This is a genomic window from Pedobacter sp. UYP1 (assembly GCF_040547305.1).
Taxonomy (GTDB): Bacteria; Bacteroidota; Bacteroidia; order Sphingobacteriales; family Sphingobacteriaceae; genus Pedobacter.
The window spans coordinates 87,151-111,766 of sequence record NZ_JBEPPL010000002.1 but is presented as its reverse complement, the minus strand read 5'-3'; the positions used below and the strand labels follow the sequence as shown (position 1 = coordinate 111,766).

Genomic DNA, 24,616 nt, shown 5'->3' with positions numbered 1-24,616 from the left:
AAATAGCATTCAAAAAGATATCAATAGAACGGTAAGCGCTTAAAAAATATATCTTTGTGATTCATAATATGGAAAAGAAAGTTAGAGTAAGATTTGCGCCCAGTCCGACAGGGGGCCTTCATTTAGGCGGTGTACGCACGGCTTTATTTAATTATTTATTCGCCAAAAAATACAATGGTACATTTGTATTACGTGTGGAAGATACGGATCAAACCCGTTTCGTAGCCGGAGCAGAGGAATATATCGCTTCATGTCTGGCCTGGTGTGGCATTCATCCTGATGAAAGTCCGCAGGTTGGTGGTGAATTTGCACCTTACCGTCAGAGTGAACGTAAACCAACTTACAAGCAATACGCTGATCAGTTGATTGCTGATGGCTTTGCATATTATGCTTTTGATACTCCTGAAGAATTAGATGCTAAACGTAAAGAGATTCCTAATTTTCTATACGGGCTGTCTTCCAGAATGAGTATGAGAAATTCGTTAACTCTTTCTGATGAAGAGGTTGATGTTCTTTTGAAAAATAATACGCCACATGTTGTCCGCATTAAAATGCCGGCAGATGAACAGGTGTCTTTTATAGATATGATCCGCGGGCTGGTTACTTTTGAAACCAATCTTGTAGATGATAAAGTGCTTTTAAAAGCTGATGGAATGCCTACGTATCACCTTGCTGTTGTAGCTGATGATAAAGCAATGGAAATCAGTCATATTTTTAGAGGTGAAGAATGGTTACCTTCAGCACCAGTTCATATTTTATTATGGAAATACCTGGGCTGGGAAGCTGAAATGCCAAACTGGGCACATTTACCGCTTATCTTAAAACCAGACGGAAATGGTAAATTAAGTAAACGTGATGGTGACCGTTTAGGTTTCCCTGTTTATGCTCAGAACTGGACAGATCCTAAAACCGGAGATATGACCAAAGGTTTCAAAGAGCTTGGTTTTATGCCTGAAGCTTTTGTAAACTTGCTGGCGATGTTAGGCTGGAATGACGGAACTGATCAGGAGCTTTTCACTATGGCTGAACTGATTGAAAAGTTTTCTGTAGAAAGAATCAGTAAAGCAGGAGCTAAATTTGACTTTGAGAAAGCTAAATGGTATAATCATGAATGGATCAAAAAAACTGATGCTGCCGGCTTGCTGGAAACCGTTAAGCAAGAGTTTGCTGCAAAAGAATTCACTTGGTCAGATGATGCTTTTGCCTTAAAAGTGATTGAGCTGATCAAAGACAGGTGTAACTTGTTAACTGATTTTGTTGCGCAAAGTGAGTATTTCTTTAATGCACCTGTGGCATACGATCTGCCGGCTGTACAAAGTAAATGGACAGCTGAAAAAGCAGCATTCTTTACAGCATATATTCCTATGCTTGAAGATGGATTAACTGCTTTAGAACTTGAAGATAAATTTAAGGCTTTAGCTGGGGAACATAGCCTGAAGCCAGGAGAATTGATGCTGCCATTCCGGATTATGCTGGTTGGTGGAAAATTTGGTCCTGGTGTTTTCGACATTGCAGTAACTTTAGGCGCTGAAAGCACTAAGAGCCGGATTTTGGCTGCTTTGACGGCATTTGGATAAGTTCTGGAATTATTTAAATTCAAGACAACAATTGACCTTAATATTTGTTATAACTGATTAACGCAAAAAATATGAAATGGTTCGGTAAGGGTAGTGATAATATAGAAGACGCAAGGGGTTCCTCTGGAGGAAAAACGTTGTTAGGCGGTGGTATTGGCCTGATTGTCGTGCTGGTCGGCTTGTTTTTTGGCACTGACCTTACCGGTCTGGTTTCACAATTACCTTTGGGCGAAACCCAGCAGGTGGAAGTTAAACAAGGGTCAAATACTGACCCTGAGCTGAAATTTGTGAGCGGAGTACTGGAATCTACAGAGCAGGTCTGGGATGAAGAGTTTAGTAAAATGGGCAAAACTTATGAGCATCCTAAACTCCAGGTATTTACAGGAAGTGTAGAGTCTGCCTGTGGTCGTGCAGATGCCGCGGTAGGTCCCTTTTATTGCCCCGGAGATCATAAAGTTTATATTGACCTTGGTTTCTATACAGACTTAAAAGACCGCTTTGGTGCAGCAGGGGATTTTGCACAGGCTTACGTTGTAGCACATGAAGTTGGCCATCACGTACAAAACTTATTAGGAATATCGGAGAAATTGGAACGCGCAGGTGGTTCGTTATCCAAAACAGAATACAATAAACTTTCTGTCAAACTGGAATTACAGGCCGACTTTTTTGCTGGTCTTTGGGCCAATCATGCACAAAAACTTAAGGATTTTGAATTAGATCCCGGAGATTTAGAAGAGGCACTAACTGCTGCAAATGCAATTGGTGATGATAAACTACAACAACAATCCAGCGGACAGGTTGTTCCTGATGCTTTTACACATGGCACTTCAGCTCAAAGAATGTACTGGTTCAAAAAAGGATTTGATACCGGGGATATCAACCAGGGAGATACCTTTACTAGTAATCAGCTTTAAAATTATTATTTATTTATCATAATGATCCTAATTGTAGACGATACACCAGAGAATCTGATCTCACTAAAAAAAGTTCTCGAAAGACACAATTTTGAAGTCGATACAGCTTCCTCGGGAGAAGAAGCTTTGAAAAAAGTACTCAAAACGGCTTATGTATTAATCATATTAGATGTTCAGATGCCCGGAATGGACGGTTTCGAAGTTGCAGAAGCCATTGCGGGATACAGTAAGGCTAAAGAAACAGCGATCATCTTTTTATCAGCCGCAAATACTGAGCTCAGCTTTATCACGAAAGGCTATTCTTCTGGCGGATTGGATTATATTACTAAACCTGTGGATATCAATATCCTGCTCTTAAAAGTGAAAACCTTTTACAGGATTTATGAGCAAAGCAGGAAACTTATAGAAATTCAGAAAACCCTGCTCGAAGAAATAGAATTCAGGAAAAGGGCTGAAAGAAAAAAAGATGAATTTATCAGTATTGCCAGTCATGAGTTAAAAACCCCTTTGACCAGTGTGAAGGGCTATGTGCAATTATTGGAAAGAAGTGTCGATAAAGGAGATATCCCGACGGTAAAAAAGCATTTAAAAAAGGCGCAGCTGCAATTGGATAAGCTGAGCGACCTGATAGCTGATTTACTTGATATTTCTAAAATTGAGAGTGGAAAACTGAAATTCAATAAACAATATTTCAACCTGAATATCCTTCTGGATAATATTCTGGAAGTCATCCACCAATCTAATCCTGAATTTACTATTATAAAAACAGGACACGTTCCTACGGAGATTTTTGCGGATGAAATGCGCATTGAGCAGGTCATAGTGAATTTTTTGACCAATGCTATTAAATATGCTCCCGGAACAACTGAAGTTCATATTAATATAACAGTTGCAGAGGACCGGGTAACTGTGGCAGTTAGAGATTTCGGTATAGGAATCGAACCAGAACAGCAAAAGAATGTTTTTGATAAATTTTACCGGGTAGAGGAAACATCGATCCATTTCCAGGGTTTGGGAATTGGTTTGTATATTTCTGCCGAAATTATCGAAAGACATGGAGGCACAGTAGGTGTAAATAGTATTCTAGGAGAGGGGTCTGAGTTTTACTTTAATATCCCTTTAATTTCAACAACGGAGACAGCTTAAAAATATTTCCTTTTTATGATCAAGAAAACATTGAAAAATAACCTTCGCTTTGGATTAGGGTTGTCTTTATTATTGCTTTTTATCAGTTCTTTTGCTTCTTATGTAAGTATCAGTAACCTGATTAAAAATTCAGACCTGGTTTCTCATAGTAATGCAGTGATCAGGCATACTGACAATGTTATATCTACTTTGAAAGATGCTGAAACTGGTCAGAGGGGCTTTTTGCTAACTGGCGAAGAAGTCTTTCTTGAACCTTATAATGGAGCCAAAGCTGAAGCAATCCGCTTGCTGGATACCCTGCAGCACCAAACCAAAGATAATGCCGCACAGCAGGCGAACATTGAGAAACTGAGAGAAATTATTGACGGGCGTTTAGGTGTACTTGAGAAAACTATTGCGATCAAAAGAAAAGGTGGGTCTGTCAGTATTGGAGATTTGCTTACTGGTAAGGCATATATGGACAAGGCCAGAATGGTCGTTAAAACAATGCAGACCGAAGAACAGAGTTTACTGGCTAAACGTACTGCAAGTCAAGGTAGATTAGCTGATTTTACACCAATTTTAATTATTCTGGCTGCAATCCTGGCTATCTTAATTACCATCTTCTTTTACCGGAGAGTGTCAACTGATTTCGACGCTAGAATCAAATTACAAGAAGAACTGGAAGAAACGAATAAAGAAGTTGATCACCGGATCCAGGTCATACAGGAAATAGCTGCTCAGATATCCAGTGGAAATTACCAGATCAGACTGGATGAAGTTTCAGAAGATGGCTTGGGAAGATTGGCAGTATCTCTCAATTCAATGGCTGAATCGTTACAATATTCTTTCTCTTTACTGGCTGATAAAGAATGGTTACAGTCTGGTATTGCGAACCTGAACGACAAAATGGTTGGCGAGAAAAACGTAGAAACGCTGGCCAACGATATTTTAGAAAATATTATTCAGCACACCAGCGCTCAGGTAGCAGCTTTTTATCTTTTAGAAAATGACCGCGAGCTGCATATGGCAGGAAGTTATGCCTTGCTGGCAGATCAGCAGAAAAAAACGCTGAAAGAGGGGGAAGGGCTTGTTGGTCAGGTATTAAAATCTGGCAAACAGATTTTGCTGAATGATATTCCTGATGGAGAGCTAACCATTAGTTATGCAGCTGGAAATACAAAACCTAAAAATATTGTTGCAGTACCTATAATCAGGGATAATATTATTGTTGGTGTAATGGAATTTGGCTCTTTGAATACTTTCAGCCAATTGCAGCTTGACTTTTTCAATAACATCGCAACCAATATTGGTGTAGCTGTCCATGTGGCACAAAACCGTAAAAAACTACAAGAATTCCTGGAAGAAACGCAAGCGCAGGCAGAAGAATTACAGGCGCAGCACAGTGAACTTGAAGGTCTGAATGCCGAATTGGAAGCACAGACTCAAAAAATACAGACCTCAGAAGAAGAACTCCGGGTACAACAGGAAGAGCTTTTACAAAGTAACCAGGAGCTGGAAGAAAGAACAACCTTGCTGGAGGAGAAAAATCAGATGATCCATGAGCACAATGTGGAGATTCAGCAGAAATCTGAACAGCTGGAACAAAGCACGAAATATAAATCAGAGTTCCTGGCGAATATGTCTCATGAGTTAAGGACACCGCTGAATTCGATTCTGCTGCTGTCTAAATTAATGTCTGATAATGAAGAACTGGATCCGGAATATATCGAATATGCTGAGGTTATTCAGAGTTCAGGGCAAGGCCTGCTTGGTTTGATTGACGAAATCCTTGATCTCTCTAAAATCGAAGCAGGGAAGATGAAATTGGAACTGGCGGATATCAGTCTGAATGAAGTGTCTTCAGATATGCGTTCTTTATTCAACCCGATAGCAAAAAACAAGAATCTGGAATTCAAAATCGAACAGGATAGCGAGTTGTCAACGCTTCATACCGATAAAATGCGTTTGGAACAGATTTTAAAGAACTTATTGTCCAATGCGATCAAGTTTACAGCTAAGGGAAGTGTAATCTTGACTATCCATAGCGATCAGGCAAATAATGCAATGATCTTCAAAGTAACGGATACGGGAATTGGTATTCCCGCAGCTAAACAAGGATTAGTTTTTGAAGCTTTTCAGCAGGCCGATGGGTCTACCAGAAGGAAGTTTGGCGGAACAGGGCTTGGACTTTCAATCAGCAGAGAGCTGGCTAAGTTATTAGGTGGTGAAATAGAATTAACGAGTGCGGAAAATGCAGGCAGTACGTTCATCCTTACTTTACCTTTAGATGGTATTGCGGCCGAACTCGAAGAAGAAATTCATGCAACCTATGATTACAGTGATGTTGAGGTTGTTGAATCATCAGGAATAGCATTACCTGAACGCTTTACAGTAGATCATATTCCGCAGGAAATTGAAGATGATCGTGCAAATATTGTCAAAGGAGATAAAGTTATCCTGATTATTGAGGATGATACTTCTTTTGCCAAAGCATTGTTAACTTTTACCCGTAAAAGAAATTACAAAGGAGTCGTTGCGGTAAGAGGTGATATTGGTATAGAGCTGGCTAACCACTTTAAGCCCTTAGCGATTTTGCTGGATATACAACTACCAGTAAAAGATGGATGGCAGGTCATGGAAGAATTGAAAGCGAATCCGGCAACAAGGCCTATTCCTGTACATATTATGTCTTCTCTGGAAGTGAAAAAGGAAAGCTTGTTGAAAGGAGCTGTTGATTTTATCAATAAGCCGGTCGCATTAGAGCATATGCAGCAGATTTTCCAAAAGCTTGAATATGCATTAAGCCGTCATCCTAAAAAGGTATTGATTGTGGAAGAAAATCAACAGCATGCAAAAGCATTAAGCTATTTCTTAAGCAACCATGCTATACAAACAGAGGTCGTAAATAATGTGGCACAGAGTGTCGATGCGCTACAGCGCAAAGAGGTGGACTGTGTAATTCTGGATATGGGTATTCCGGATAAAAATGCTTACCTGACTTTAGAAACGATTAAAAAGAGTGAAGGGCTAGAGAACCTTCCTATCATTATTTTTACGGGAAAAAATCTATCTCAGGGCGAAGAACGCAGAATTAAGCAGTATGCAGATTCTATTGTTGTAAAAACGGCGCACTCTTATCAGCGTATCCTGGATGAAGCCGGTCTATTCCTGCACCTGGTAGAAGAAAAGTCGGCAGAAAGCAAAGCAAAGAAGGCAACGGAAACTTTGGGTGGCTTATATGAAGTGCTGCACAATAAGACGGTATTAATTGCCGATGACGATGTCAGGAATATTTTTTCTCTGACTAAAGCATTGGAACAACATAAGATGAAAGTATTGGCCGCTACTGACGGAAAAGAAGCGCTGCAATTACTTAAAGAGAATCCATCGATAGATCTTGTCCTGATGGACATGATGATGCCGGAGATGGACGGATATGAAAGTACTAAAGAAATCAGAAAAATAAGCGCATTTAAACATTTGCCTATTTTGGCTGTTACAGCGAAAGCAATGATGGGAGATAGAGAAAAATGTATCGCTGCGGGTGCATCTGACTATATCTCCAAGCCAGTCGATGTAGACCAGCTAATTTCGTTATTGCGTGTATGGCTTTATGATAAAAATTAAAAAAAACCACCGTCTTTTAAGATATGGAAAAGAATAGAAAAGTATTAATAATAGATGACGATAACAGGAATATCTTTGCTTTAAAAGCAGTGTTAAAATCTAAAGGTTATCAGTGCATTTCGGCCATTGGTGGTGAGGAAGGTTTACAATTGCTGGAAGAACAAAAAGATATTGCAGTGGTATTAATGGACATGATGATGCCAGGAATGGACGGTTATGAAGCGATGGCTATCATGAGTAAAGATCCTGAATTAAAAGAAATCCCTGTCATTGCTGTTACAGCGCAGGCGATGCTTGGAGATAAAGAACGCTGCCTGAATGCGGGCGCAGTTGGTTATGTATCTAAGCCAATTAATGTAGACAGCTTAACCGATTTATTAGTTAAATATATTTAGATGAGCCAGGAATTATCTGTAATTACTGACGAGCAAGTTGAAATCTTGCTGGCAGATTTGCTGGAACATTACGGATATGATTTTACAGGTTATTCCAAAGCGTCTATTAAAAGGAGAATACTCAGATTGTATTCTCTGGATAAGCAGGTAAGTTTTGCAGAGTTCCGGTATACTATAAATAATGATACCACTTATTTTAAAAGGTTTGTAGAACAGATCACGGTTAATGTGACCGAGATGTTCAGGGATCCGGGTTTTTTCAAGACTTTAAGGGATGTTGTACTTCCTAAGCTTGGAACTTATCCCTTTATAAGAATTTGGCTGGCTGGTTGTTCAACAGGCGAGGAGGCCTATTCTATTTCTATTATTCTGAAAGAGCTGAATTTATTGCACAAATCATTAATTTACGCAACAGATTTAAATCCTGTAGTGCTGGAAAAGGCTGCGCAGGGAATGTTTGCGATGAGTCAAATGAAACAATATTCAGAGAATTATATTTTATCGGGTGGTGCGAAAGATTTTTCGAGTTACTATACTGCGAACTACTCTCTGGCGAAGTTCAGCGAGGATTTAAAAAGCAGATTGATTTTTTCTACACATAATCTGGTTTCTGATCACTCTTTCAATGAATTTCAGCTAATTTTGTGTCGTAATGTCCTGATTTACTTTGACCGGGATTTACAACATAAAGTTTTAAATCTTTTTGACGAAAGCCTGGAAGGTCTTGGTTATCTTGCATTAGGAAGTAAGGAGACACTTGATTTTTCTCCGCTTTCAAAAAACTATAAGCGGGTTCCCGCAGAAAAAATCTGGAGGAAAGTAGGTTAATGAAAGATTGTGAGGCATTAATTATAGGAGGCTCAGCCGGAAGCCTGGATGTACTGTTAAAAGTGCTGCCAGGACTTAGCCCTGCGCTTAGTTTTCCTATTATTATTGTAGTGCACAGAAAACATGGAGCAGACTCGCTGCTACCAGAATTACTTTCAGGAAGAACCAGCCTGATTGTGAAAGAAATTGATGAAAAAGAACCTATACTGGCGGGCACAATTTATGTTGCGCCGTCAGATTATCATACATTGATCGAAAAAGACAAAAGTTTTTCACTCGATTATTCAGAAAAAATAAATTATTCCCGCCCGGCAATAGACGCTACCTTTCAAACAGCTGCTGAAGTTTACAGAACTAAATTAGTGTGTTTATTGCTCTCAGGGTCCAATTCTGACGGGGTTAACGGGTTGATCAGTGTAAAAGCCTGGGGTGGAATTACTGCAATTCAGGACCCTGCTACAGCCCAGGTTTCTTACATGCCGCAGCAAGCTGCAATTCATGCTAAAATAGATTACACTTTACGCATTGAAGATATGACAGAATTCATAAATTTGTTGTCCTAATCTATACTGTTAAATGGCCGAGCAAAAAAAAGTATTCATTTTTGACGATAATACCGACATACTTGAATTATGTACATTTATTCTGGAAGATGCAGGTTACGAAATCAAAACCTCTTCTACTTCGAATAATATCATAGAACAGGTTATGGCCTATATTCCGGATATTATCTTTATGGATAACTGGTTACCTGACGTGGGTGGTATTGATGCCACCAGAGCGCTAAAAAGTGATGAGAAACTAAAGAATATTCCGGTTATCTATTTTTCTGCCAACAATGATGTAATGTCTCTGGCAGATGAGGCGGGTGCAGATGGTTATCTTTCAAAACCTTTCGATATTCAGGAATTGGAGAATATCATTTTGAAACACCTTCCTGCCTAAACTTCTTTGAATAAAAAAGGCCGTCATACTAGACTGACCCCAAAAAGTTGGACGAAGTTATGCAATGTTTTTAAGGTAATGAGTTCGGTATTCCACCGGACTCATTCCATTTAAATTAAGCCTTACTCGATCCCTATTATAATATTTAATATACTTTCTAATCTCAGAATGTAATTGTGATACCGAGTTATATTCATTTAGATAAAATAATTCTGATTTAAGCACTCCAAAAAAGTTCTCAATTATAGCGTTATCCAGGCAGTTTCCTTTTCTGGACATACTTTGCATTATCTGTTTATCTTTTAGTTTTTTCTTATACTTCTCTAGCCTGTACTGCCAACCCTGATCAGAATGAAGAATTGGTTTTTCATGGTTTTTGATTTTCCTGAAACCTTTATTGAGCATATCCAAAATCTGCCCATAGTTAGGCGATGTAGATAAGTTATAGCTTATAATCTCCCCATTAAACAGATCAATTATTGGCGACAGGTATAGCTTTTTCCCTTTTACTTTAAACTCAGTTATATCAGTGGCCCACTTTACATTAGGCTTGTCAGCAGTAAAATCCCGCTGTAATATATTATCCGCGGCTTTGCCAATTTCCCCTTTATAAGGCTTATATTTTTTGCCCCTTATCTTACTCTTCAAACCTATCTGCTTCATGATTTTAGCAATGGTTTTAAAGTTTACAGGGATGTTTAATTCTTTTCTAAGAGCTAACGTTATTCTTCGATAGCCATATCTCCCAAAATGTCTTTGATACAGTGTTTTAACCTCTTTTACCAAGTCTATATGCTTAGCTAAAAAAGCACTACTATGCCGATGATAATAGTAGCTGCTTCTTGCCAGCTCAGCAAGATGTAAAAGATATTCCAGTTTGTGTAAGCGCCTTAACTCCGTAACTATTACGGCTTTTTCTTTTTGACTTGCTTGCTTTGAGCTAAGGCTTCCAACTTTTTTAGATAAGCTACTTCTGCTCGTAAATATTCATTTTCGATGGTTAACCGCTCTAAATCAGTCATAGAATCGTTGATTCCGGGGATTACTTTTTTATTAACCATCCTTTTGCAGTTTTCTCCTTTTTGAAATGATCACCACGTTTATCTACCAGAACTTGATAACCACCCTGTTCAAACTTAACAATCCATTGATAGAGCGTTGAAAAAGAGGCAACCATGAAAATCGCACAGGTGTCAATCAAAGATAATCCGCTTGCCTGATAATACCGAATGATTTCAAGTTTTTCATCTGCGGTATACCTTTTAACCACCATGTTTTCCAGTCCTTTTTCTCCGTGATGTCCATGGAGTTTACACCAAAATTGTAACTGTGATTTAGCCAATCCATGCAGTTTGGAAAGTCCATGTACACAATTTTCTTCTCTCATTACCTTGTTGACTAAATCGAGTTTAAATTGATAATCGTATTTCTGTTTTCTACTCATAAAAAATACCCCAAAAAGTGTCTAACTTTTTGGGGCATGGCCATACTTTGAGCATGACGGCCTTTTTTATAGGAGATAAACTTATTTTACGCCTAATACGTCAACTCCCTGTTCGAATATAACATCAACCGGGATTCCTTTTTTGCTTAACCTGTCCAGGTCTGCTTGTAATTCAGGACTGATCACTGCATACGTTTTCTGTACTTTCTCTACTGCAGCCTTGTCGCCATTCCCCTGCAGGGTAAGGATTACATTGCTCAGGTCATTCATTGCAGTCTGGAATTTCGTGAAGTCTACTTTATAAGTTCCGCTTGCTGTTCTTACAAATGCACCTTTCTCCTTGAAGAAGTTGAAGCATTGCATATTTGCTTTACCGTGTGCACTTGAAGCACCAAATCTTACTGAACGTAGCAAGCCAGCCATAAATGTGGTATAGTAGGTTTTAATATCACCAGTTAACTCACCTTTTTTTAACAGGCCAGTAACCATATAAAGGCCCAGAATATCTGCTTTTCCTTCTTCTAACCATCCTGATTGTTCTTTTAGCGCTTCTTTTACAAAACCCTTACCAGTAACCGTGTTTTTAATACCCAGCCCATGTGCTACTTCGTGGAACATGACATTGGCAAAGAAAGCATCAAAGTTGATATATTGCTGTTGATCTTTATCGATCAGTTCAGCTGCAATCGGAACCAGGATCTTATCGAACTTAGCTTTCATTGCATTTTTCAGCTGTGATCTGCGCGTCCCTTTTTTCTGTTGAATTACTTCGTCATTCGGTAAATTAACTGCGATTGTTTTAGAGCCTGAATTACAGTCACCAGCATAATAAACAACATCATAAGCATTTAATTCTGAATCTGTACCTGGTTTTTCTTTTTTGTATTTCTCAGCTACCGGAAGTCCTTTTTGTAATTCAGGCAGCATACTTACATATTTTGCCAGACGCTTGCTCCATACCTTATCTTTCACTAAAACATAAGCTTCATAAGAAGTACGTGCATTGAACATCTTGTCTTCGTAATTCTCAATAGGGCCGATAATGATGTCCAGGATATTAGTCTTCATATCTAACCATGCATAATCACTCGCGTTAAAATTATCATTCATCAATGCATCTGCTCTAAGGTTCAGGTATTTTTTGAAACCTGCATCCTCTGTCATTAATGCGGCTTGTTTTAATAAACTGGAAGCTCTTTGAAGCTCTGAGGCATAGATTACATGGTAAGGAACACTGATCAGTTTTCCAGTTGAATCCTTTTGAATTACTGAATATGCATTGAATTTATCTTTTAAGTCAGACTTTTCCAGCTCAGTTTTAGTCATTCCAGCTGGATAGAAAGAAGCACCTTCTGGTTTAGCTCCAATGCCAGCAATAAATGGTTTATCACCATTTAATCTGTCCCATGGGCCATAATTTATCTTAATAAATTCTTTAGTTTTTTCATCTTTTAATCCTGCGAGCAGGCTGTCACGCTGTGGATAAGCTTGTTTCCAGAACAATTCGTCCATAATCTGGGCAGCCTGGATCAGCAGGGGAAGTATTTTTCGCTCATTCGCACTCAGTACATTCAGATTAGTTGTTAATTTAACCGTTTCATAAATATCCAGCCTGTTGTGTACGTATTCTTGTAAGCTGTCTTTGGCTGTACTTGGTTTCTCTGTTGTTGTGGTTGTAGCTGTTTTGGTCCCCGATGTATTAGTACAGGATCCTATGCCTGCAATGATCGAGCATCCTGCTAAAAATAAGGCTGCTTTGGTAGTTTTGTTCATGGTAATTTTTTATAACGCAACTAAATTAGGAAAAATAATAAGCCGGGCATAAAGATTAGTGTATTCTAACGCATTTATGTAAATATTAGTAATTTCACCGTTTATAATTACCTATGATGAGACAAATCCCTTTAAGTAAAAATATTTTACTGTTAAGTATCCCCCTGTTTTTCCTTGCGGCTTGTTCGACGAACAAATATGCAGCGACAAATAAGATCTATAAAACCCAAGCTAAAGGTTTCGGTGATATACTGACGGCTATGCCTCCGGTTAATCAAAATATTGAGACGCTTCCGGCTGACCAGCAGTCTTTTGTGGGATCTGTGAATTTTGGTATCCGCAAGCCTAATTTTATTATTATTCACCATACGGCAATGACCTCTACAGAAGGTACAATCAGAGCTTTCACCAAAAAAGAAACACAAACCAGCGCACATTATATTGTGGGAAGAGATGGAAAAGTAGTACAAATGGTCAATGATTATCTGCGTGCAAACCATGCTGGTGTTGCAAAATGGGGAAATGAATACGACCTGAACTCTTGTTCTCTGGGCATTGAATTGGATAACAATGGAAATGAACCTTATTCTGAGGCACAAATGAATAGCCTGATTGCATTGCTAACCTCACTAAAGAAAAAATATAATATACCAACTTCAAATATTATCGGGCACTCGGATATTGCACCCAAGCGTAAGATTGACCCTAATAAATTTCCATGGAAGCAGCTTGCCGACAGAGGTTTTGGTTTATGGTACGATGCTGTCCTGCAAATTCCCCCTGTAGAATTTGACCCAGCTATCGCTCTGCGTATTATTGGTTATGATGTAAGTAACCTGCCAGCAGCAATTGTTGCCTTTAAGCGCCACTTTGTACAAGTAGATATCACACCGGTGTTAACGGATGGTGATAAAATGATCTTATATAACCTTTATCAAAAATACTAACGGTCTTTTTGGACATAAAAAACCCCTGAACCTGATAAGGGGCAGGGGTTTTTTGGATTTTATTTCTTCGCTTTCGCCCAGGCGTCTTTCAAACCAACAGTTTGATTGAAAACCAGTTGATCTGCTGTTGAATCTTTATCCAGGCAATAATATCCCTTACGGATAAACTGGTATCTTGATTCCAGATCAGCACCAGCCAGATAAGGCTCTATATAAGCTTCCTTGATAACTTTTACGCTGTCAGGGTGCAGGTAGTCTTTGAAATCACCTTCTTCGCTGTCAGGAGATTCTACTGAGAATAAGCGGTCATAAACTCTGATTTCAGCAGTTTTAGCATGTTTCGTGCTCACCCAGTGAATAGTTCCTTTCACATGAATTTCGCTGGTATCCTCACCGCTTTTAGACTCAGGGATATAGGTACAGTGAATTTCAGTAACGTTTCCATCTGCATCCTTTTTAAAGTCTTCACATTTCACAATATAAGCGTTCTTTAATCTTACCATTGCACCAGGAGCCAGTCTGAACCATTTTTTTGCAGGTTCTTCCATGAAATCTTCTCTTTCGATCCAAAGTTCATTGCTGAAAGGAATCTCTCTTAAGCCACCTTTATCTTCAGCTTCAGGGTTGTTCTCACCAATCAGGATTTCTTCTTTACCTTCAGGATAGTTTGTAATCACTAACTTAATAGGATCAAGAACTGCCATTACACGGTTCGCTGTTTTATTTAAATGCTCCCGGACGCAGAATTCCAATAAGCTCAGTTCAATCAGATTTTCTCTTTTCGCGATTCCGATTCTTTCACAGAATTCGCGGATACTTTCTGGTGTATAACCTCTTCTTCTAAGGCCGCTGATGGTAGGCATGCGCGGATCATCCCATCCGGTTACTACACCATCATTTACTAATTGTAACAGCTTACGTTTACTCATTACTGTATAAGTAAGGTTTAAACGTGCAAACTCGTACTGGTGTGAAGGGAAGATGCCCAGCTGTGCAATAAACCAGTCGTACAACTCACGATGAGACACATACTCAAGTGTACAGATAGAATGTGTAATTTCCTCAATACTGTCACTCTGGCCATGTGCAAAGTCATACATTGGATAAATACACCATTTATTACCTGTACGGTGATGTTCTGCATGTTTGATGCGGTAAATAATCGGATCACGCATCAGCATATTAGGGCTTGACATATCGATTTTAGCACGCAGGATACAAGCTCCGTCTTCCAGTTCACCAGCTTTCATGCTACTGAATAAAGCCAGATTTTCTTCAACACTGCGGCTGCGGTATGGGCTGTCAGTACCAGGTTCTGTTGGCGTACCTTTAAGGGCCGCGATCTCTTCGGCAGTACCATGGTCTACATAAGCAAGACCATTTTCTATTAACTTAACGGCAAAATCATATAGGGTATCAAAATAATCTGAAGTATATAATTCATGTTTCCATTCAAAACCTAACCACCTGATATCTGCCTGCTGGCTATCTACATATTCGGTTTTTTCGGTCACAGGATTTGTATCATCAAATCTCAGGTTGGTATAACCACCGTATTTCTGGGTTAATCCAAAATTCAGGCAGATTGCCTTTGCATGACCGATATGTAAGTATCCATTAGGTTCAGGTGGAAAACGTGTAACTAAAGTTTTGTATTTTCCACTATTTAAATCGTTTTCAATGATCTCTTCAATAAAGTTCAATGATCTTTCCTCACTCATAAAAACTGTAAATTTATATTCAAAGTTAATATAAAAGAGCTAATTTACTTACATTTACGATGGATTATCGGTATAATTTATGAGCAAAACATTAAATAGGCCTATTCGTATTTTAGTGGCCAAAGTTGGCCTTGATGGTCATGACCGCGGAGCGAAAGTGATCGCGACCTCCTTGCGTGATGCAGGTATGGAAGTGATTTATACCGGTTTACGGCAGACGCCTGAAATGGTGGTCAATACCGCGCTGCAGGAAGATGTGGATGCAATCGGTGTTTCCATCTTATCGGGTGCACATATGACCGTTTTTCCTAAAATTGTGGAGTTCATGAAACAAAAGAAGCTAACCAATGTATTATTAACAGGTGGAGGAATAATCCCGGAGTCAGATATGGAAAAGCTCAAAGAGATTGGAGTGGGGGAATTATTTGCACCGGGAACAACAATGGTGACTATCGTCGACTATATCCGTGAATGGGCTAACGAAAATAGAAATTTTTAAAATATGAGCTATCAGAACTTATTATCAGAGATTAAAGCAAATATACTTTACGTAACGATTAACCGTGAATCCAAGTTAAATGCCCTGAATAAGGAAACGCTTGCTGAACTGGCAGATGTAATTTCTTTTGCTGCAAAAACAGAAGAGGTAAGAGGTGTACTTTTGACTGGTGCTGGTGAGAAAGCGTTTGTTGCGGGAGCTGATATCTCAGAATTTTCATCATATAGTACCGAACAGGGCGAAGCTTTAGCCAGAAGTGGGCAAGTCAATGTTTTTGATGCGATAGAAAACAGTACAAAACCTTTTGTAGCTGCAATTAATGGATTCGCCCTAGGTGGAGGATTGGAACTTGCTATGGCTTGCCATATTCGTGTTGCGGCTGATACTGCAAAAATGGGCTTGCCGGAAGTTACTTTGGGCTTAATTCCTGGTTATGGCGGAACGCAAAGATTAACCAGATTAGTCGGAAAAGGAAGAGCTGCGGAGTTGATTACTACTGCCGATATGATTACTGCTGACAGGGCAGAGAAAATAGGGTTGGTCAATCATGTAGTGCCTCAAACAGAGTTGATTGGCAAGGCCGAAGAGATCCTTAACAAAATTAAACAACGTGCACCTCTTGCTATTGCAGCAGCAATCAGAGCGGTGAATGCCGCTGTAAATGAGGGTGTAAACGGTTTTGAAGTCGAAATGGATGAGTTTGGTAAATGTTTTGGTACACAAGACTTTAAAGAGGGCGTAGGAGCCTTTCTGGAAAAAAGGCGTTCAGATTTCAAAGGGCGCTAACTAACTCGTTATAAATGGTTTAAATTTTGAGGAGAAGCGATATTAAGCGTTTCCGGGGATAAGTATGCGATTAAGGGGAATATAAATATATAAGTGTAGAAAATATTTCCCATATAAAATATTTCTTTATATTTATCATCGAATAAGTTTAGAATTTGTTGCTAGATATGAAAAGAATACTAATAGTAGATGATGAAATTAATATAGGTTTATTACTGTCAAAATTCTTAACCAGAAATGGGTTTAGTGTGAATACTGCGACCAGTGGCGTTTCTGCACAAGACTATCTGAGTAAAGATCAGTATGACCTTGTATTATGTGACTACAGGCTGGAAGATACCGATGGAAAGGAAATGCTCATTAAAATTAAAGAGAATTATCCGCAAACCGGTGTGATTATTATTACTGGCTATTCGGATATCAAACTTGCTGTTGAACTGATTAAATTAGGGGCTTACGACTATATTACGAAACCTTTATATCCGGATGAAATCTTAAATACCATAAATAAAGCTATCGATACACAGATAGCATTAAATGACACTACAGCCGAAGGTGTGAGATCTGAGGTGCAAAAAGCAAAGACTTCCAAGCCTGTTTATAACCAGGTAGAGAACTTTGTAGCCGGGCAGAGTCAGGCTTCAAAAGAACTGTTAAAACAAATTCAATTGGTTGCACCTACATCTTACAGCGTAATTCTGACTGGTGAGAGTGGTACTGGAAAAGAGTCTGTAGCAAAAGCTATTCACTTGAACAGTCCAAGGAGAGATAACCCTTTTGTGGCTATGGATTGTGGTTCGTTAACAAAAGAACTGGCAGGAAGTGAGTTTTTTGGACACGAAAAAGGATCTTTCACAGGTGCGTTAAATACGAAAATAGGCCATTTCGAAATGGCTAATGGTGGTACACTTTTTCTGGATGAAGTAGGAAACCTATCCTATGATTTACAGGCTGCTTTACTGAGAACGGTTCAGGAAAGAAAAATTAAGCGTATCGGTAGTACAAAAGAAATTGACCTTGATGTCCGTATTATTGTGGCAACGAACGAAAATCTGGCTACAGCGATTCAGAGAGGACGTTTCAGAGAAGATTTATACCATCGTTTTAACGAATTCGCAATCAACCTTCCGCCATTGAGCATGAGGGGAAAAGATATTATGATCTTTGCAAAGACCTTCCTTGACTTCGCGAATGAAGAGCTGGGCAGAAATGTACTGGGCTTTTCTAAGGATGTGGAAGAGTGTTTCTTAAGCTATAACTGGCCGGGAAATGTAAGAGAGCTGAAGAATGTGGTGCGAAGAGCAACTTTACTGACAGAATCAGATGAAATTCAGCTTAAAGCACTACCATTGGAAATTTCTACAGATGCTAAGGTAACTGCCATAGAAAATACGATCCACAGAAATCATGAAAAGTCGAGGGACTTGAAAAATGCAGCTTCAGAAGCAGAATATGAGGCGATCCTGAAGGTGCTTCGTGAGGTGAACTTTAATAAGACAAAGGCTGCAAAGATTTTAAATATAGACAGGAAAACCCTTTACAATAAAATGAAGGCAATCAACCTGGATACCTAGTCAACTCAAATCTTCGTGTCAACTTATTGAAGGACGGTGTTGTGCATTGTTTCCTCTAGTTCATTTTTTGTACCCTGCATTGAAAATTTCTATTCTGTTAAATTCTCAGAAAGATTAAAACAATTCCCGGGGCTGAAGAGTTATAACAAATAATATCACCTTATTATCAATTACATCGCTACAAAATCAATTATTAAACATAAAAATTAAAGTCATGAACGATAACTCAAAAGTATTAATTGGATTATTAACGGGTTTGGCTGCGGGTGCAGCATTAGGATTGCTGTTTGCGCCTGAAAAAGGAAGTGAAACCCGTGATCGTTTAAATCAGTCATTAAAAGACCTTGGTGATGCGATAAAAGAGAGAGCAGCAGATGAAATTGATCATTTGACTGGCTTAAAAGATAAAGTAGTAAGTTCTGTAAAGAGTAAACTGCATGAAGCTGAAGAAGAATTTGTAGATGATGCGGAACACGCTTAAACAATATTCTTATTAATGAGTTATTATAAGTAGTTCTGCAGGTTTATGATCAGAACAAGCTAAAGTTTAATTACCAATGGAGGAGAAGAAAGAAAAGAATATTGAGGAGCTATTTTCAGAGGCTAAAACCTATGTAGATACCCGGATAGAATATGCACGGCTGGTGTTAATTAAAAGGTCTGCCAAAGTATTTGCTGACCTGATTACTAATGCTATTGTGGGTGTTTGCTTTGTGCTGGCCTTTATTTTAGGGACGGTTACACTTGCGCTGTTCTTATCTACACTTTTTGCCAGTTATACTGCTGGTTTTGGTTGCGTTGCGCTGCTTTATCTGTTTTTAGCGATTATAGTATACGTAACTAAAGAGAAATTCATTGAGAAGGCTATTGTCAACTTCACGATCAGAAAATATTTTAAAAAACTACAGGAGGACGAGGAAGATGAGCAAAAAGTATGAAATTAATAACCTGCAGGATCTGAACGTCAGACTAATTAGTCTTAAGGTTGATTATAAGATGCAGGAAGAAATGATCAAAGATGATGTGAAGGTTTATTTTAAACAGTTTACTTTTGGTAACCTGATTAAGAAATACGCTACACCATCTGCATTTTTAAAGGTAGATGATAAGCTGAATATCAGTAGCAGACTAATGTCTATGGCATTGCCTATTTTAATGAATGGGACGCTTTTTAAGGGTTCAGGATTTATTACAAGGGCATTAGTTGGCCTTGCGACCAGTAAGGTGGGTAAAACGCTTGATGCGGAACATATTTCTGCGATTTTTAATACCGTAAAAGGTTTGTTTACAGGGAAAAAGAAAAAGGAAAAAGGGCCAGGGTTTGTGGATTACGGGATTCCTCCCGATAGTGAGTCCTTTTAAATAAAGTCATCGTACGGCTAAAAAAATAAGGCTGTATGGTTTGCGAACATTAGCCATCCTTTTGAGTGGAAGTAGTTCGTAAGCCATACAGCTTTATTTTTTTAGAGGCATTTTACGTTTGGAGTGTGGTGTCTTATACTGGCTTTATTTTGGTATTATTGTGTATAAACATATATCCTGATGAGAAAGCTAAAATATTTTATTGTTTTGTTCGCACTGTTGCCTCTTGTTTCTTTTGCGCAGCAGGATGAGGGCACCTTAACTAAAGTTGGGGAGGTTGTTCCTGTTTTTAATTTTGAGATTCAAAAGGGGAAAATGGTTTCTATTAGTGATTATAAGGGAAAATTGATTTTAATTAATCTTTTTGCTACGTGGTGCCCGCCTTGTAATGAGGAGCTTCCGGAGGTGCAGAAAAGGATTTGGGAGAAGTATAAGGATAATCCTGGTTTTGCTTTTTTTGTTTTTGGACGTGAGGAGGGTTGGGACAAATTAATTCCTTTTAAAGCGAGGAAGGGGTTTACATTCCCGATTCTGCCTGATGCCGACCGGGGAATATTCAAAAAGTTTGCGTTGCAGTCTATTCCAAGGAATATAGTAGTTGACGAGCAGGGAAAGATTATCTATCAGTCTATTGGATACGAGCCTAAGGAGTTTGCGGCATTGGTGGAGTTGCTCGATGCACATCTTAAAAAAGCAAAAAGCAGTAAATAATAAACAGCAAAGCCTTTCAGTTTTCACTGAAAGGCTTTGCTGTTTAGGGAACAGGAAATTTATGAGATCCCGAAGTCTCCCTTATAAATTGGTCTTGATTTTTAGCTCTTTCAATTGTTTCTCATCAATTGTCGAAGGACTATCAATCATTACGTCTCTTCCTGAATTGTTTTTAGGGAAAGCGATCACGTCACGGATACTGTCTAAACCAGCGAAAATGGAACAAAGTCTGTCAAAACCGAAAGCAATACCACCATGTGGAGGAGCTCCGAATTCAAAAGCATCCATCAGGAAGCCGAACTGTTTCTGAGCTTCTTCAGCCGTAAAGCCTAAATGTTTGAACATTAAAGCTTGTAAAGTACGGTCATGGATACGAATAGATCCGCCACCTATTTCAGTACCATTAACGACCATATCATAAGCATTTGCTCTTACTTCGCCAGGGTTGGTATCCAGCATAGCGATGTCTTCTGGTTTAGGAGACGTAAAAGGGTGGTGCATCGCATGGTAACGCTCAGATTCTTCATCCCACTCTAGAAGAGGGAAATCAAGTACCCATAAAGCACTGAATACGTTTTTATCACGTAAGCCTAATCTGGAACCGATTTCAAGACGTAACTCACTTAATTGTTTACGTACTTTATCCTTAGTTCCCGCCATTAAGAGCATCAAGTCGCCAGGTTTAGTCTGAAGTGCTTCAGCCCATCCTTTCAAGTCCTCTTCGTTATAAAATTTATCAACTGATGATTTGATTGAACCATCTTCACCATGTCTTGCATAAATCAGGCCGGTAGCACCAATCTGAGGACGTTTAATGAAATCAGTTAGCTCATCCAGCTGTTTACGTGTATAATGGGCACAGCCTGTTGCATTGATCCCAATTACTAATTCTGCATTTTCGAATACTGGGAAGTTTTTCCCTTTAACTACCTCGTTTAATTCAACAAAGCGCATTTCGAAACGTGTATCAGGTTTATCAGATCCATACCAGCGCATAGCATCCGAATATTGCATTCTTGGAACCTCTGGTAATTCGAAGTTTTTAACCTCTTTAAACAAGGTACGAATCAATCCTTCGAAGGTATTCAGAATATCTTCCTGCTCAATAAAGGACATTTCACAGTCAATCTGAGTAAATTCAGGCTGTCTGTCAGCACGTAAATCTTCATCTCTGAAACATTTTACGATCTGGAAGTATCTGTCAAAGCCAGAAACCATCAGCAATTGCTTAAAGGTTTGTGGAGATTGTGGTAAAGCATAGAATTCACCAGCATTCATCCGGCTAGGTACTACAAAGTCCCTTGCACCTTCAGGTGTTGATTTAATCAAGACAGGAGTTTCTACCTCGATAAAATCTAAAGCATCCAGGTATTTTCTGACAGACTGGGCCATTCTATGACGCAGCACCATATTATTTCTTACCGGATTCCTTCTCAGATCCAGGTAACGATATTTCATACGTAAATCATCGCCACCGTCAGTTTCATCATCAATTAAGAATGGTGGAATCTTTGAAGCATTCAATATTTCAAGATCAGTGATTTTTATTTCCACTTCTCCCGTTGGCATCTTAAGGTTTTTATTGGAACGCTCAACAACAAGTCCGCTGGCCTTGATCACAAATTCGCGACCTAAACTGCGGGCTTTTTCACAGAGCTGAGTGTTATCATCCATATTAAAAACCAATTGGGTGATACCGTAACGATCACGGATATCAATAAAAGTCATTCCTCCCAAGTCTCTGGATTTCTGTACCCAACCGCACAGAATTACGCTTTCGCCTAGATTCTCAATCGTCAGGGCTCCGCAAGTTGTTGTTCTTAACATTTTTTCATCGGATTAAGCCGCAAAAATATTCATTTTGAGCCATATATTACAAAGGGTTATTGATTTAACGAAGTATATTCAAAAGTTTTTTTATTAAAATGCAACGTTTGATAAATCATGATGTCATTTATAACGAATACGAAGAACATTGGAAGCAGTATACATAGACAAGAATATAGACCTGGTTAACGCTTGCCGGAAAGGTAGCCGGGCCGCACAATTTGAATTATACAAATTGTATGAAAGAGCTATGTACTGCGCTGCGCTGAGGATAGTGAACCATGAAGCTGAAGCTGAAGATGTTGTACAGGAGGCATTCTTGGATGCTTTTTTGCGGATTAGCGATTTCAGGGGTGATACCACTTTTGGCCTCTGGCTAAAACAGATCATCGTGAATAAGTCCATTAACTGTCTGCGCAAAAGAAGAGTGGAGTTTACAAATCTAGATGGGGTAGAGATTGTGGCAGAGGAATCAGCGGATCAGGAAGACCTGCAATGGAGAGTAGATGAGGTTAAAGCAGCGGTGAAAGGACTGGCAGATGGGTATAGAGTGGTACTTACACTCTATTTATTTGAGGGTTATGACCATGAAGAGATTTCCCACATCCTGAAGATATCGGAAGTTACTTCCCGTTCACAATTAATGAGAGCAAAAACCAAGTTGAGAAATATATTAGAAAAGAGAGGAGCAAGAGATGAGTACTAAATTAGAAGATTTTATCAGAGATAATAAGCGGGAGTTCGATACGGACAGGCCTTCAGCGGGCCTCTGGGATAAAATTGAAGCAGAACTGGATAAACAAGAAAAGCAGAAAAAAAAACTTAAAAGGACTTTTAGTCTTCAGTTATGGTCTGGGATTGCTGCATCACTGCTCGTGGTGCTGGGCATCACGTTCCTGTATGTAATTCCTGGAAAAAGAGGAAAGATCAGCGTGGAGGATGTAAACCCTGCTTATGCACAGAAACAGGTTAAATTTGTAAGTATAATTGAACAGAAACAAGATAGTTTACAGGCTTATGCAAAAACAAATCCTGAACTCTACCGCAAATTTAAAGCAGATTTTGAGGTTCTGAATAAAACTTATGAAGGGTTAAACAAAGAAATGGCCGGTAGTCCGAACCAGCAGATGGTCGTAAAAGCAATGGTCAGGAACCTGGAAATCCAGATTCAGCTGTTAAATCAGCAATTGTCAATTATTAATGAAGTTAGTCAATATAAAAAGGAGAATAGTATATGAAAAATCTGATCCTTGCGGGCGCTCTGCTATGTTCATTTAGTATGACCAATGCACAGACCGAAACAAACGCGAAAGTTAGTAATGAGCCTGTCTATACGGCAAACTCAGGCAGTTCGTCTCGTTCTAATCGCTCGTCTCATGCAGTTCAGCAAAGTACAGATACGCAAAATGGAGATGATCCAATGCGTTCAAAGACCTTCAGCAAGAGCTTTTCTTTAAGCCCGTCAGATAAAATAAATCTTCACAATCAATATGGAGGGATGGTGATTAAAGTCTGGGACAAGAAAGAAATTAAAATCGATGTGTCAATCAAAGCATTTAGCAACGAAGACAGAGAGGCTCAAAGATTAATTGATCAGGTTAATATTTCTGCGGATAAAGACGGAGATATGGTTACTTGTAAAACAAACATAGGTAGTGGAAGCAGATGGTCGGGACGTGGCCGCAGAAGAGAAGTAAAGGTGAATTATGTCGTTTATATGCCAGCTACAAACTCCCTGACTTTAACACAGGAATTTGGTAATGTCAATATGGATGATTTTGCCGGCCCGCTTTATGCAAAAGTACAATATGGAGACTTTATTGCCGGAAAACTATCCAACGCAAATAATTATGTTTCTGTTCAGTATGGCAAAACAACGATTACTGATATTAATAAAGCGGTTGTTAAACAGCAATATGGATCAGGCCTGACTATTGGAGCTGCCGGAACACTGGATTTAAATGCGCAATATGTAACCGTTCGTATCAATACGATAAGGGGGGATGCAATCATCAGGCAGCAATATGGTTCTGGAATCAGCATTACCAATGTCAATAACCTTGACCTTGATATACAATATGCGAATGTCAGGGTTGATAATATCAAAGGGAACGCAATTATCAGGCAGCAATACAATAATATTAAAATTGGAACCGTGGGTAAACTTGATCTGAAGTCACAATATGCTAATGTAGAAATTGGTGCTTTAAGGGGCGATGGTTATTTTAAGATGAGTTATAATAATTTTGATATCGTTGACGTAGGAGCAGGATGCAGGAACTTAACGATTGATGCAGATTATGTAGATACAAAATTAAAGTTCGCTGATGGTTTCAATGGTGATTTCAACGTACAAACCAGTTATAGTGGATTTAAATCCGGAGATCGGGTAGCTGTACGTCAGGCAGCATCACAGGATGATGATAATTCGAAAAACTATACCGGCAAAATCGGGAGTGGCGGAAGAGTAGCTGTCCGGATAAAATCGGATTATGGATCTGTTACTTTCAGGTAATAAAAAAACTAATTAGTATAAAGCTTGTTGAATAATTCAACAA

Annotated in this window: 25 protein-coding genes; 19 read left to right on the top strand and 6 right to left on the bottom strand. The window is 39.0% G+C overall.

Going from position 1 to position 24,616, the window contains the following annotated elements; genetic code table 11:
- Positions 1-68: 68 nt before the first annotated feature.
- The 8 genes from gltX to ABIB30_RS04420 all read left to right on the top strand — a co-directional run bounded on the left by gltX (position 69) and on the right by ABIB30_RS04420 (position 9,414).
- Positions 69-1,577 carry a glutamate--tRNA ligase gene (gene gltX, locus ABIB30_RS04455; RefSeq protein ID WP_354299569.1) on the top strand — a complete coding sequence of 503 codons (1,509 nt, stop codon included), beginning with the start codon at positions 69-71 and terminating at the stop codon, positions 1,575-1,577.
- Between the two features lie 71 nt (positions 1,578-1,648).
- Complete coding sequence (gene ypfJ / locus ABIB30_RS04450) at positions 1,649-2,491, top strand: KPN_02809 family neutral zinc metallopeptidase (protein WP_354299567.1); 843 nt, start codon at positions 1,649-1,651, stop codon at positions 2,489-2,491.
- A 21-nt stretch (positions 2,492-2,512) separates the two neighbouring features.
- Positions 2,513-3,637, top strand: a complete 1,125-nt coding sequence (locus tag ABIB30_RS04445) for a hybrid sensor histidine kinase/response regulator (RefSeq protein ID WP_354299565.1) — start codon at positions 2,513-2,515, stop codon at positions 3,635-3,637.
- A gap of 15 nt (positions 3,638-3,652) precedes the next feature.
- Positions 3,653-7,246 carry a response regulator gene (locus ABIB30_RS04440; protein ID WP_354299563.1) on the top strand — a complete coding sequence of 1,198 codons (3,594 nt, stop codon included), beginning with the start codon at positions 3,653-3,655 and terminating at the stop codon, positions 7,244-7,246.
- Positions 7,247-7,269: 23 nt separating this feature from the next.
- Positions 7,270-7,641 (top strand): response regulator, encoded by a 372-nt coding sequence (locus ABIB30_RS04435; protein WP_068404814.1) that lies wholly within the window; start codon positions 7,270-7,272, stop codon positions 7,639-7,641.
- The gene (locus tag ABIB30_RS04430; protein ID WP_354299560.1) at positions 7,642-8,469 is read left to right on the top strand and encodes a CheR family methyltransferase; all 828 of its coding nucleotides are present in this window, start codon (positions 7,642-7,644) and stop codon (positions 8,467-8,469) included. It begins immediately after the preceding gene.
- A complete protein-coding gene (locus ABIB30_RS04425) occupies positions 8,469-9,032 on the top strand; it encodes a chemotaxis protein CheB (protein ID WP_354299558.1) in 564 nt (187 codons plus the stop codon). The genes ABIB30_RS04430 and ABIB30_RS04425 overlap by 1 nt, the downstream gene beginning before the upstream one ends.
- A 13-nt stretch (positions 9,033-9,045) precedes the next feature.
- Positions 9,046-9,414, top strand: coding sequence for a response regulator (locus ABIB30_RS04420; protein ID WP_111632832.1), 369 nt, complete (start codon positions 9,046-9,048; stop codon positions 9,412-9,414).
- 57 nt (positions 9,415-9,471) lie between these two features.
- Here the strand turns inward: ABIB30_RS04420 and ABIB30_RS04415 are convergent, their stop codons facing one another.
- From ABIB30_RS04415 to ABIB30_RS04400, 4 genes are all read right to left on the bottom strand, one after another.
- Positions 9,472-10,320, bottom strand: coding sequence for an IS3 family transposase (locus tag ABIB30_RS04415; RefSeq protein ID WP_354300777.1), 849 nt, complete (start codon positions 10,318-10,320; stop codon positions 9,472-9,474).
- The gene (locus ABIB30_RS04410) at positions 10,320-10,475 is read right to left on the bottom strand and encodes a hypothetical protein (RefSeq protein ID WP_354299554.1); all 156 of its coding nucleotides are present in this window, start codon (positions 10,473-10,475) and stop codon (positions 10,320-10,322) included. The genes ABIB30_RS04415 and ABIB30_RS04410 overlap by 1 nt, the downstream gene beginning before the upstream one ends.
- Positions 10,457-10,858, bottom strand: a complete 402-nt coding sequence (locus tag ABIB30_RS04405; protein WP_354299551.1) for a helix-turn-helix domain-containing protein — start codon at positions 10,856-10,858, stop codon at positions 10,457-10,459. Before ABIB30_RS04405 ends, ABIB30_RS04410 begins: the two co-directional genes overlap by 19 nt.
- Before the next feature lie 81 nt (positions 10,859-10,939).
- Positions 10,940-12,631: a DUF8614 domain-containing protein gene (locus ABIB30_RS04400; protein ID WP_354299549.1), complete on the bottom strand. Its 1,692-nt coding sequence runs from the start codon at positions 12,629-12,631 to the stop codon at positions 10,940-10,942.
- A 116-nt stretch (positions 12,632-12,747) separates the two neighbouring features.
- Between ABIB30_RS04400 and ABIB30_RS04395 the strand changes: the two genes are divergently transcribed.
- Positions 12,748-13,578, top strand: a complete 831-nt coding sequence (locus tag ABIB30_RS04395; protein WP_354300776.1) for an N-acetylmuramoyl-L-alanine amidase — start codon at positions 12,748-12,750, stop codon at positions 13,576-13,578.
- Positions 13,579-13,637: 59 nt separating this feature from the next.
- Here ABIB30_RS04395 and ABIB30_RS04390 read toward each other — a convergent pair whose 3' ends face one another.
- Positions 13,638-15,299 carry a glutamine--tRNA ligase/YqeY domain fusion protein gene (locus tag ABIB30_RS04390; protein ID WP_354299547.1) on the bottom strand — a complete coding sequence of 554 codons (1,662 nt, stop codon included), beginning with the start codon at positions 15,297-15,299 and terminating at the stop codon, positions 13,638-13,640.
- Between the two features lie 79 nt (positions 15,300-15,378).
- Here ABIB30_RS04390 and ABIB30_RS04385 point away from each other — a divergent pair, with 79 nt between their 5' ends.
- From ABIB30_RS04385 to ABIB30_RS04355, 7 genes are all read left to right on the top strand, one after another.
- Positions 15,379-15,798, top strand: coding sequence for a cobalamin B12-binding domain-containing protein (locus ABIB30_RS04385; protein WP_354299545.1), 420 nt, complete (start codon positions 15,379-15,381; stop codon positions 15,796-15,798).
- Between the two features lie 3 nt (positions 15,799-15,801).
- Positions 15,802-16,584, top strand: coding sequence for an enoyl-CoA hydratase/isomerase family protein (locus ABIB30_RS04380; RefSeq protein WP_354299543.1), 783 nt, complete (start codon positions 15,802-15,804; stop codon positions 16,582-16,584).
- Positions 16,585-16,751: 167 nt separating this feature from the next.
- Positions 16,752-18,158, top strand: a complete 1,407-nt coding sequence (locus ABIB30_RS04375; protein ID WP_068404834.1) for a sigma-54-dependent transcriptional regulator — start codon at positions 16,752-16,754, stop codon at positions 18,156-18,158.
- Positions 18,159-18,372: 214 nt separating this feature from the next.
- Positions 18,373-18,639, top strand: coding sequence for a YtxH domain-containing protein (locus ABIB30_RS04370; RefSeq protein WP_068404836.1), 267 nt, complete (start codon positions 18,373-18,375; stop codon positions 18,637-18,639).
- Positions 18,640-18,715: 76 nt separating this feature from the next.
- A complete protein-coding gene (locus ABIB30_RS04365; protein WP_354299540.1) occupies positions 18,716-19,096 on the top strand; it encodes a phage holin family protein in 381 nt (126 codons plus the stop codon).
- Positions 19,080-19,520, top strand: a complete 441-nt coding sequence (locus ABIB30_RS04360) for a hypothetical protein (RefSeq protein ID WP_354299537.1) — start codon at positions 19,080-19,082, stop codon at positions 19,518-19,520. The genes ABIB30_RS04365 and ABIB30_RS04360 overlap by 17 nt, the downstream gene beginning before the upstream one ends.
- A gap of 180 nt (positions 19,521-19,700) precedes the next feature.
- The gene (locus ABIB30_RS04355) at positions 19,701-20,231 is read left to right on the top strand and encodes a TlpA family protein disulfide reductase (RefSeq protein ID WP_354299534.1); all 531 of its coding nucleotides are present in this window, start codon (positions 19,701-19,703) and stop codon (positions 20,229-20,231) included.
- A gap of 81 nt (positions 20,232-20,312) precedes the next feature.
- Here ABIB30_RS04355 and aspS read toward each other — a convergent pair whose 3' ends face one another.
- Positions 20,313-22,058, bottom strand: a complete 1,746-nt coding sequence (aspS, locus tag ABIB30_RS04350; RefSeq protein WP_354299532.1) for an aspartate--tRNA ligase — start codon at positions 22,056-22,058, stop codon at positions 20,313-20,315.
- Between the two features lie 148 nt (positions 22,059-22,206).
- Between aspS and ABIB30_RS04345 the strand changes: the two genes are divergently transcribed.
- The 3 genes from ABIB30_RS04345 to ABIB30_RS04335 are packed head-to-tail and all read left to right on the top strand — an operon-like array spanning position 22,207 to position 24,573.
- Positions 22,207-22,764: an RNA polymerase sigma factor gene (locus ABIB30_RS04345; protein WP_354299529.1), complete on the top strand. Its 558-nt coding sequence runs from the start codon at positions 22,207-22,209 to the stop codon at positions 22,762-22,764.
- Positions 22,754-23,296: a hypothetical protein gene (locus ABIB30_RS04340; RefSeq protein ID WP_354299527.1), complete on the top strand. Its 543-nt coding sequence runs from the start codon at positions 22,754-22,756 to the stop codon at positions 23,294-23,296. The genes ABIB30_RS04345 and ABIB30_RS04340 overlap by 11 nt, the downstream gene beginning before the upstream one ends.
- Positions 23,293-24,573 (top strand): DUF4097 family beta strand repeat-containing protein, encoded by a 1,281-nt coding sequence (locus ABIB30_RS04335; protein WP_354299525.1) that lies wholly within the window; start codon positions 23,293-23,295, stop codon positions 24,571-24,573. Before ABIB30_RS04340 ends, ABIB30_RS04335 begins: the two co-directional genes overlap by 4 nt.
- Positions 24,574-24,616 lie beyond the last annotated feature (43 nt).

Excerpts from the sequence above, each read along its gene's own strand:
- gltX (WP_354299569.1), top strand. The coding sequence starts at position 69 with ATGGAAAAGAAAGTTAGAGTAAGATTTGCGCCCAGTCCGACAGGGGGC.
- ypfJ (WP_354299567.1), top strand. The coding sequence starts at position 1,649 with ATGAAATGGTTCGGTAAGGGTAGTGATAATATAGAAGACGCAAGGGGT.
- ABIB30_RS04445 (WP_354299565.1), top strand. The coding sequence starts at position 2,513 with ATGATCCTAATTGTAGACGATACACCAGAGAATCTGATCTCACTAAAA.
- ABIB30_RS04440 (WP_354299563.1), top strand. The coding sequence starts at position 3,653 with ATGATCAAGAAAACATTGAAAAATAACCTTCGCTTTGGATTAGGGTTG.
- ABIB30_RS04435 (WP_068404814.1), top strand. The coding sequence starts at position 7,270 with ATGGAAAAGAATAGAAAAGTATTAATAATAGATGACGATAACAGGAAT.
- ABIB30_RS04430 (WP_354299560.1), top strand. The coding sequence starts at position 7,642 with ATGAGCCAGGAATTATCTGTAATTACTGACGAGCAAGTTGAAATCTTG.
- ABIB30_RS04425 (WP_354299558.1), top strand. The coding sequence starts at position 8,469 with ATGAAAGATTGTGAGGCATTAATTATAGGAGGCTCAGCCGGAAGCCTG.
- ABIB30_RS04420 (WP_111632832.1), top strand. The coding sequence starts at position 9,046 with ATGGCCGAGCAAAAAAAAGTATTCATTTTTGACGATAATACCGACATA.
- ABIB30_RS04410 (WP_354299554.1), bottom strand. The coding sequence starts at position 10,475 with ATGGTTAATAAAAAAGTAATCCCCGGAATCAACGATTCTATGACTGAT.
- ABIB30_RS04405 (WP_354299551.1), bottom strand. The coding sequence starts at position 10,858 with ATGAGTAGAAAACAGAAATACGATTATCAATTTAAACTCGATTTAGTC.
- ABIB30_RS04400 (WP_354299549.1), bottom strand. The coding sequence starts at position 12,631 with ATGAACAAAACTACCAAAGCAGCCTTATTTTTAGCAGGATGCTCGATC.
- ABIB30_RS04395 (WP_354300776.1), top strand. The coding sequence starts at position 12,748 with ATGAGACAAATCCCTTTAAGTAAAAATATTTTACTGTTAAGTATCCCC.
- ABIB30_RS04390 (WP_354299547.1), bottom strand. The coding sequence starts at position 15,299 with ATGAGTGAGGAAAGATCATTGAACTTTATTGAAGAGATCATTGAAAAC.
- ABIB30_RS04385 (WP_354299545.1), top strand. The coding sequence starts at position 15,379 with ATGAGCAAAACATTAAATAGGCCTATTCGTATTTTAGTGGCCAAAGTT.
- ABIB30_RS04380 (WP_354299543.1), top strand. The coding sequence starts at position 15,802 with ATGAGCTATCAGAACTTATTATCAGAGATTAAAGCAAATATACTTTAC.
- ABIB30_RS04375 (WP_068404834.1), top strand. The coding sequence starts at position 16,752 with ATGAAAAGAATACTAATAGTAGATGATGAAATTAATATAGGTTTATTA.
- ABIB30_RS04370 (WP_068404836.1), top strand. The coding sequence starts at position 18,373 with ATGAACGATAACTCAAAAGTATTAATTGGATTATTAACGGGTTTGGCT.
- ABIB30_RS04365 (WP_354299540.1), top strand. The coding sequence starts at position 18,716 with ATGGAGGAGAAGAAAGAAAAGAATATTGAGGAGCTATTTTCAGAGGCT.
- ABIB30_RS04360 (WP_354299537.1), top strand. The coding sequence starts at position 19,080 with ATGAGCAAAAAGTATGAAATTAATAACCTGCAGGATCTGAACGTCAGA.
- ABIB30_RS04355 (WP_354299534.1), top strand. The coding sequence starts at position 19,701 with ATGAGAAAGCTAAAATATTTTATTGTTTTGTTCGCACTGTTGCCTCTT.
- aspS (WP_354299532.1), bottom strand. The coding sequence starts at position 22,058 with ATGTTAAGAACAACAACTTGCGGAGCCCTGACGATTGAGAATCTAGGC.
- ABIB30_RS04340 (WP_354299527.1), top strand. The coding sequence starts at position 22,754 with ATGAGTACTAAATTAGAAGATTTTATCAGAGATAATAAGCGGGAGTTC.
- ABIB30_RS04335 (WP_354299525.1), top strand. The coding sequence starts at position 23,293 with ATGAAAAATCTGATCCTTGCGGGCGCTCTGCTATGTTCATTTAGTATG.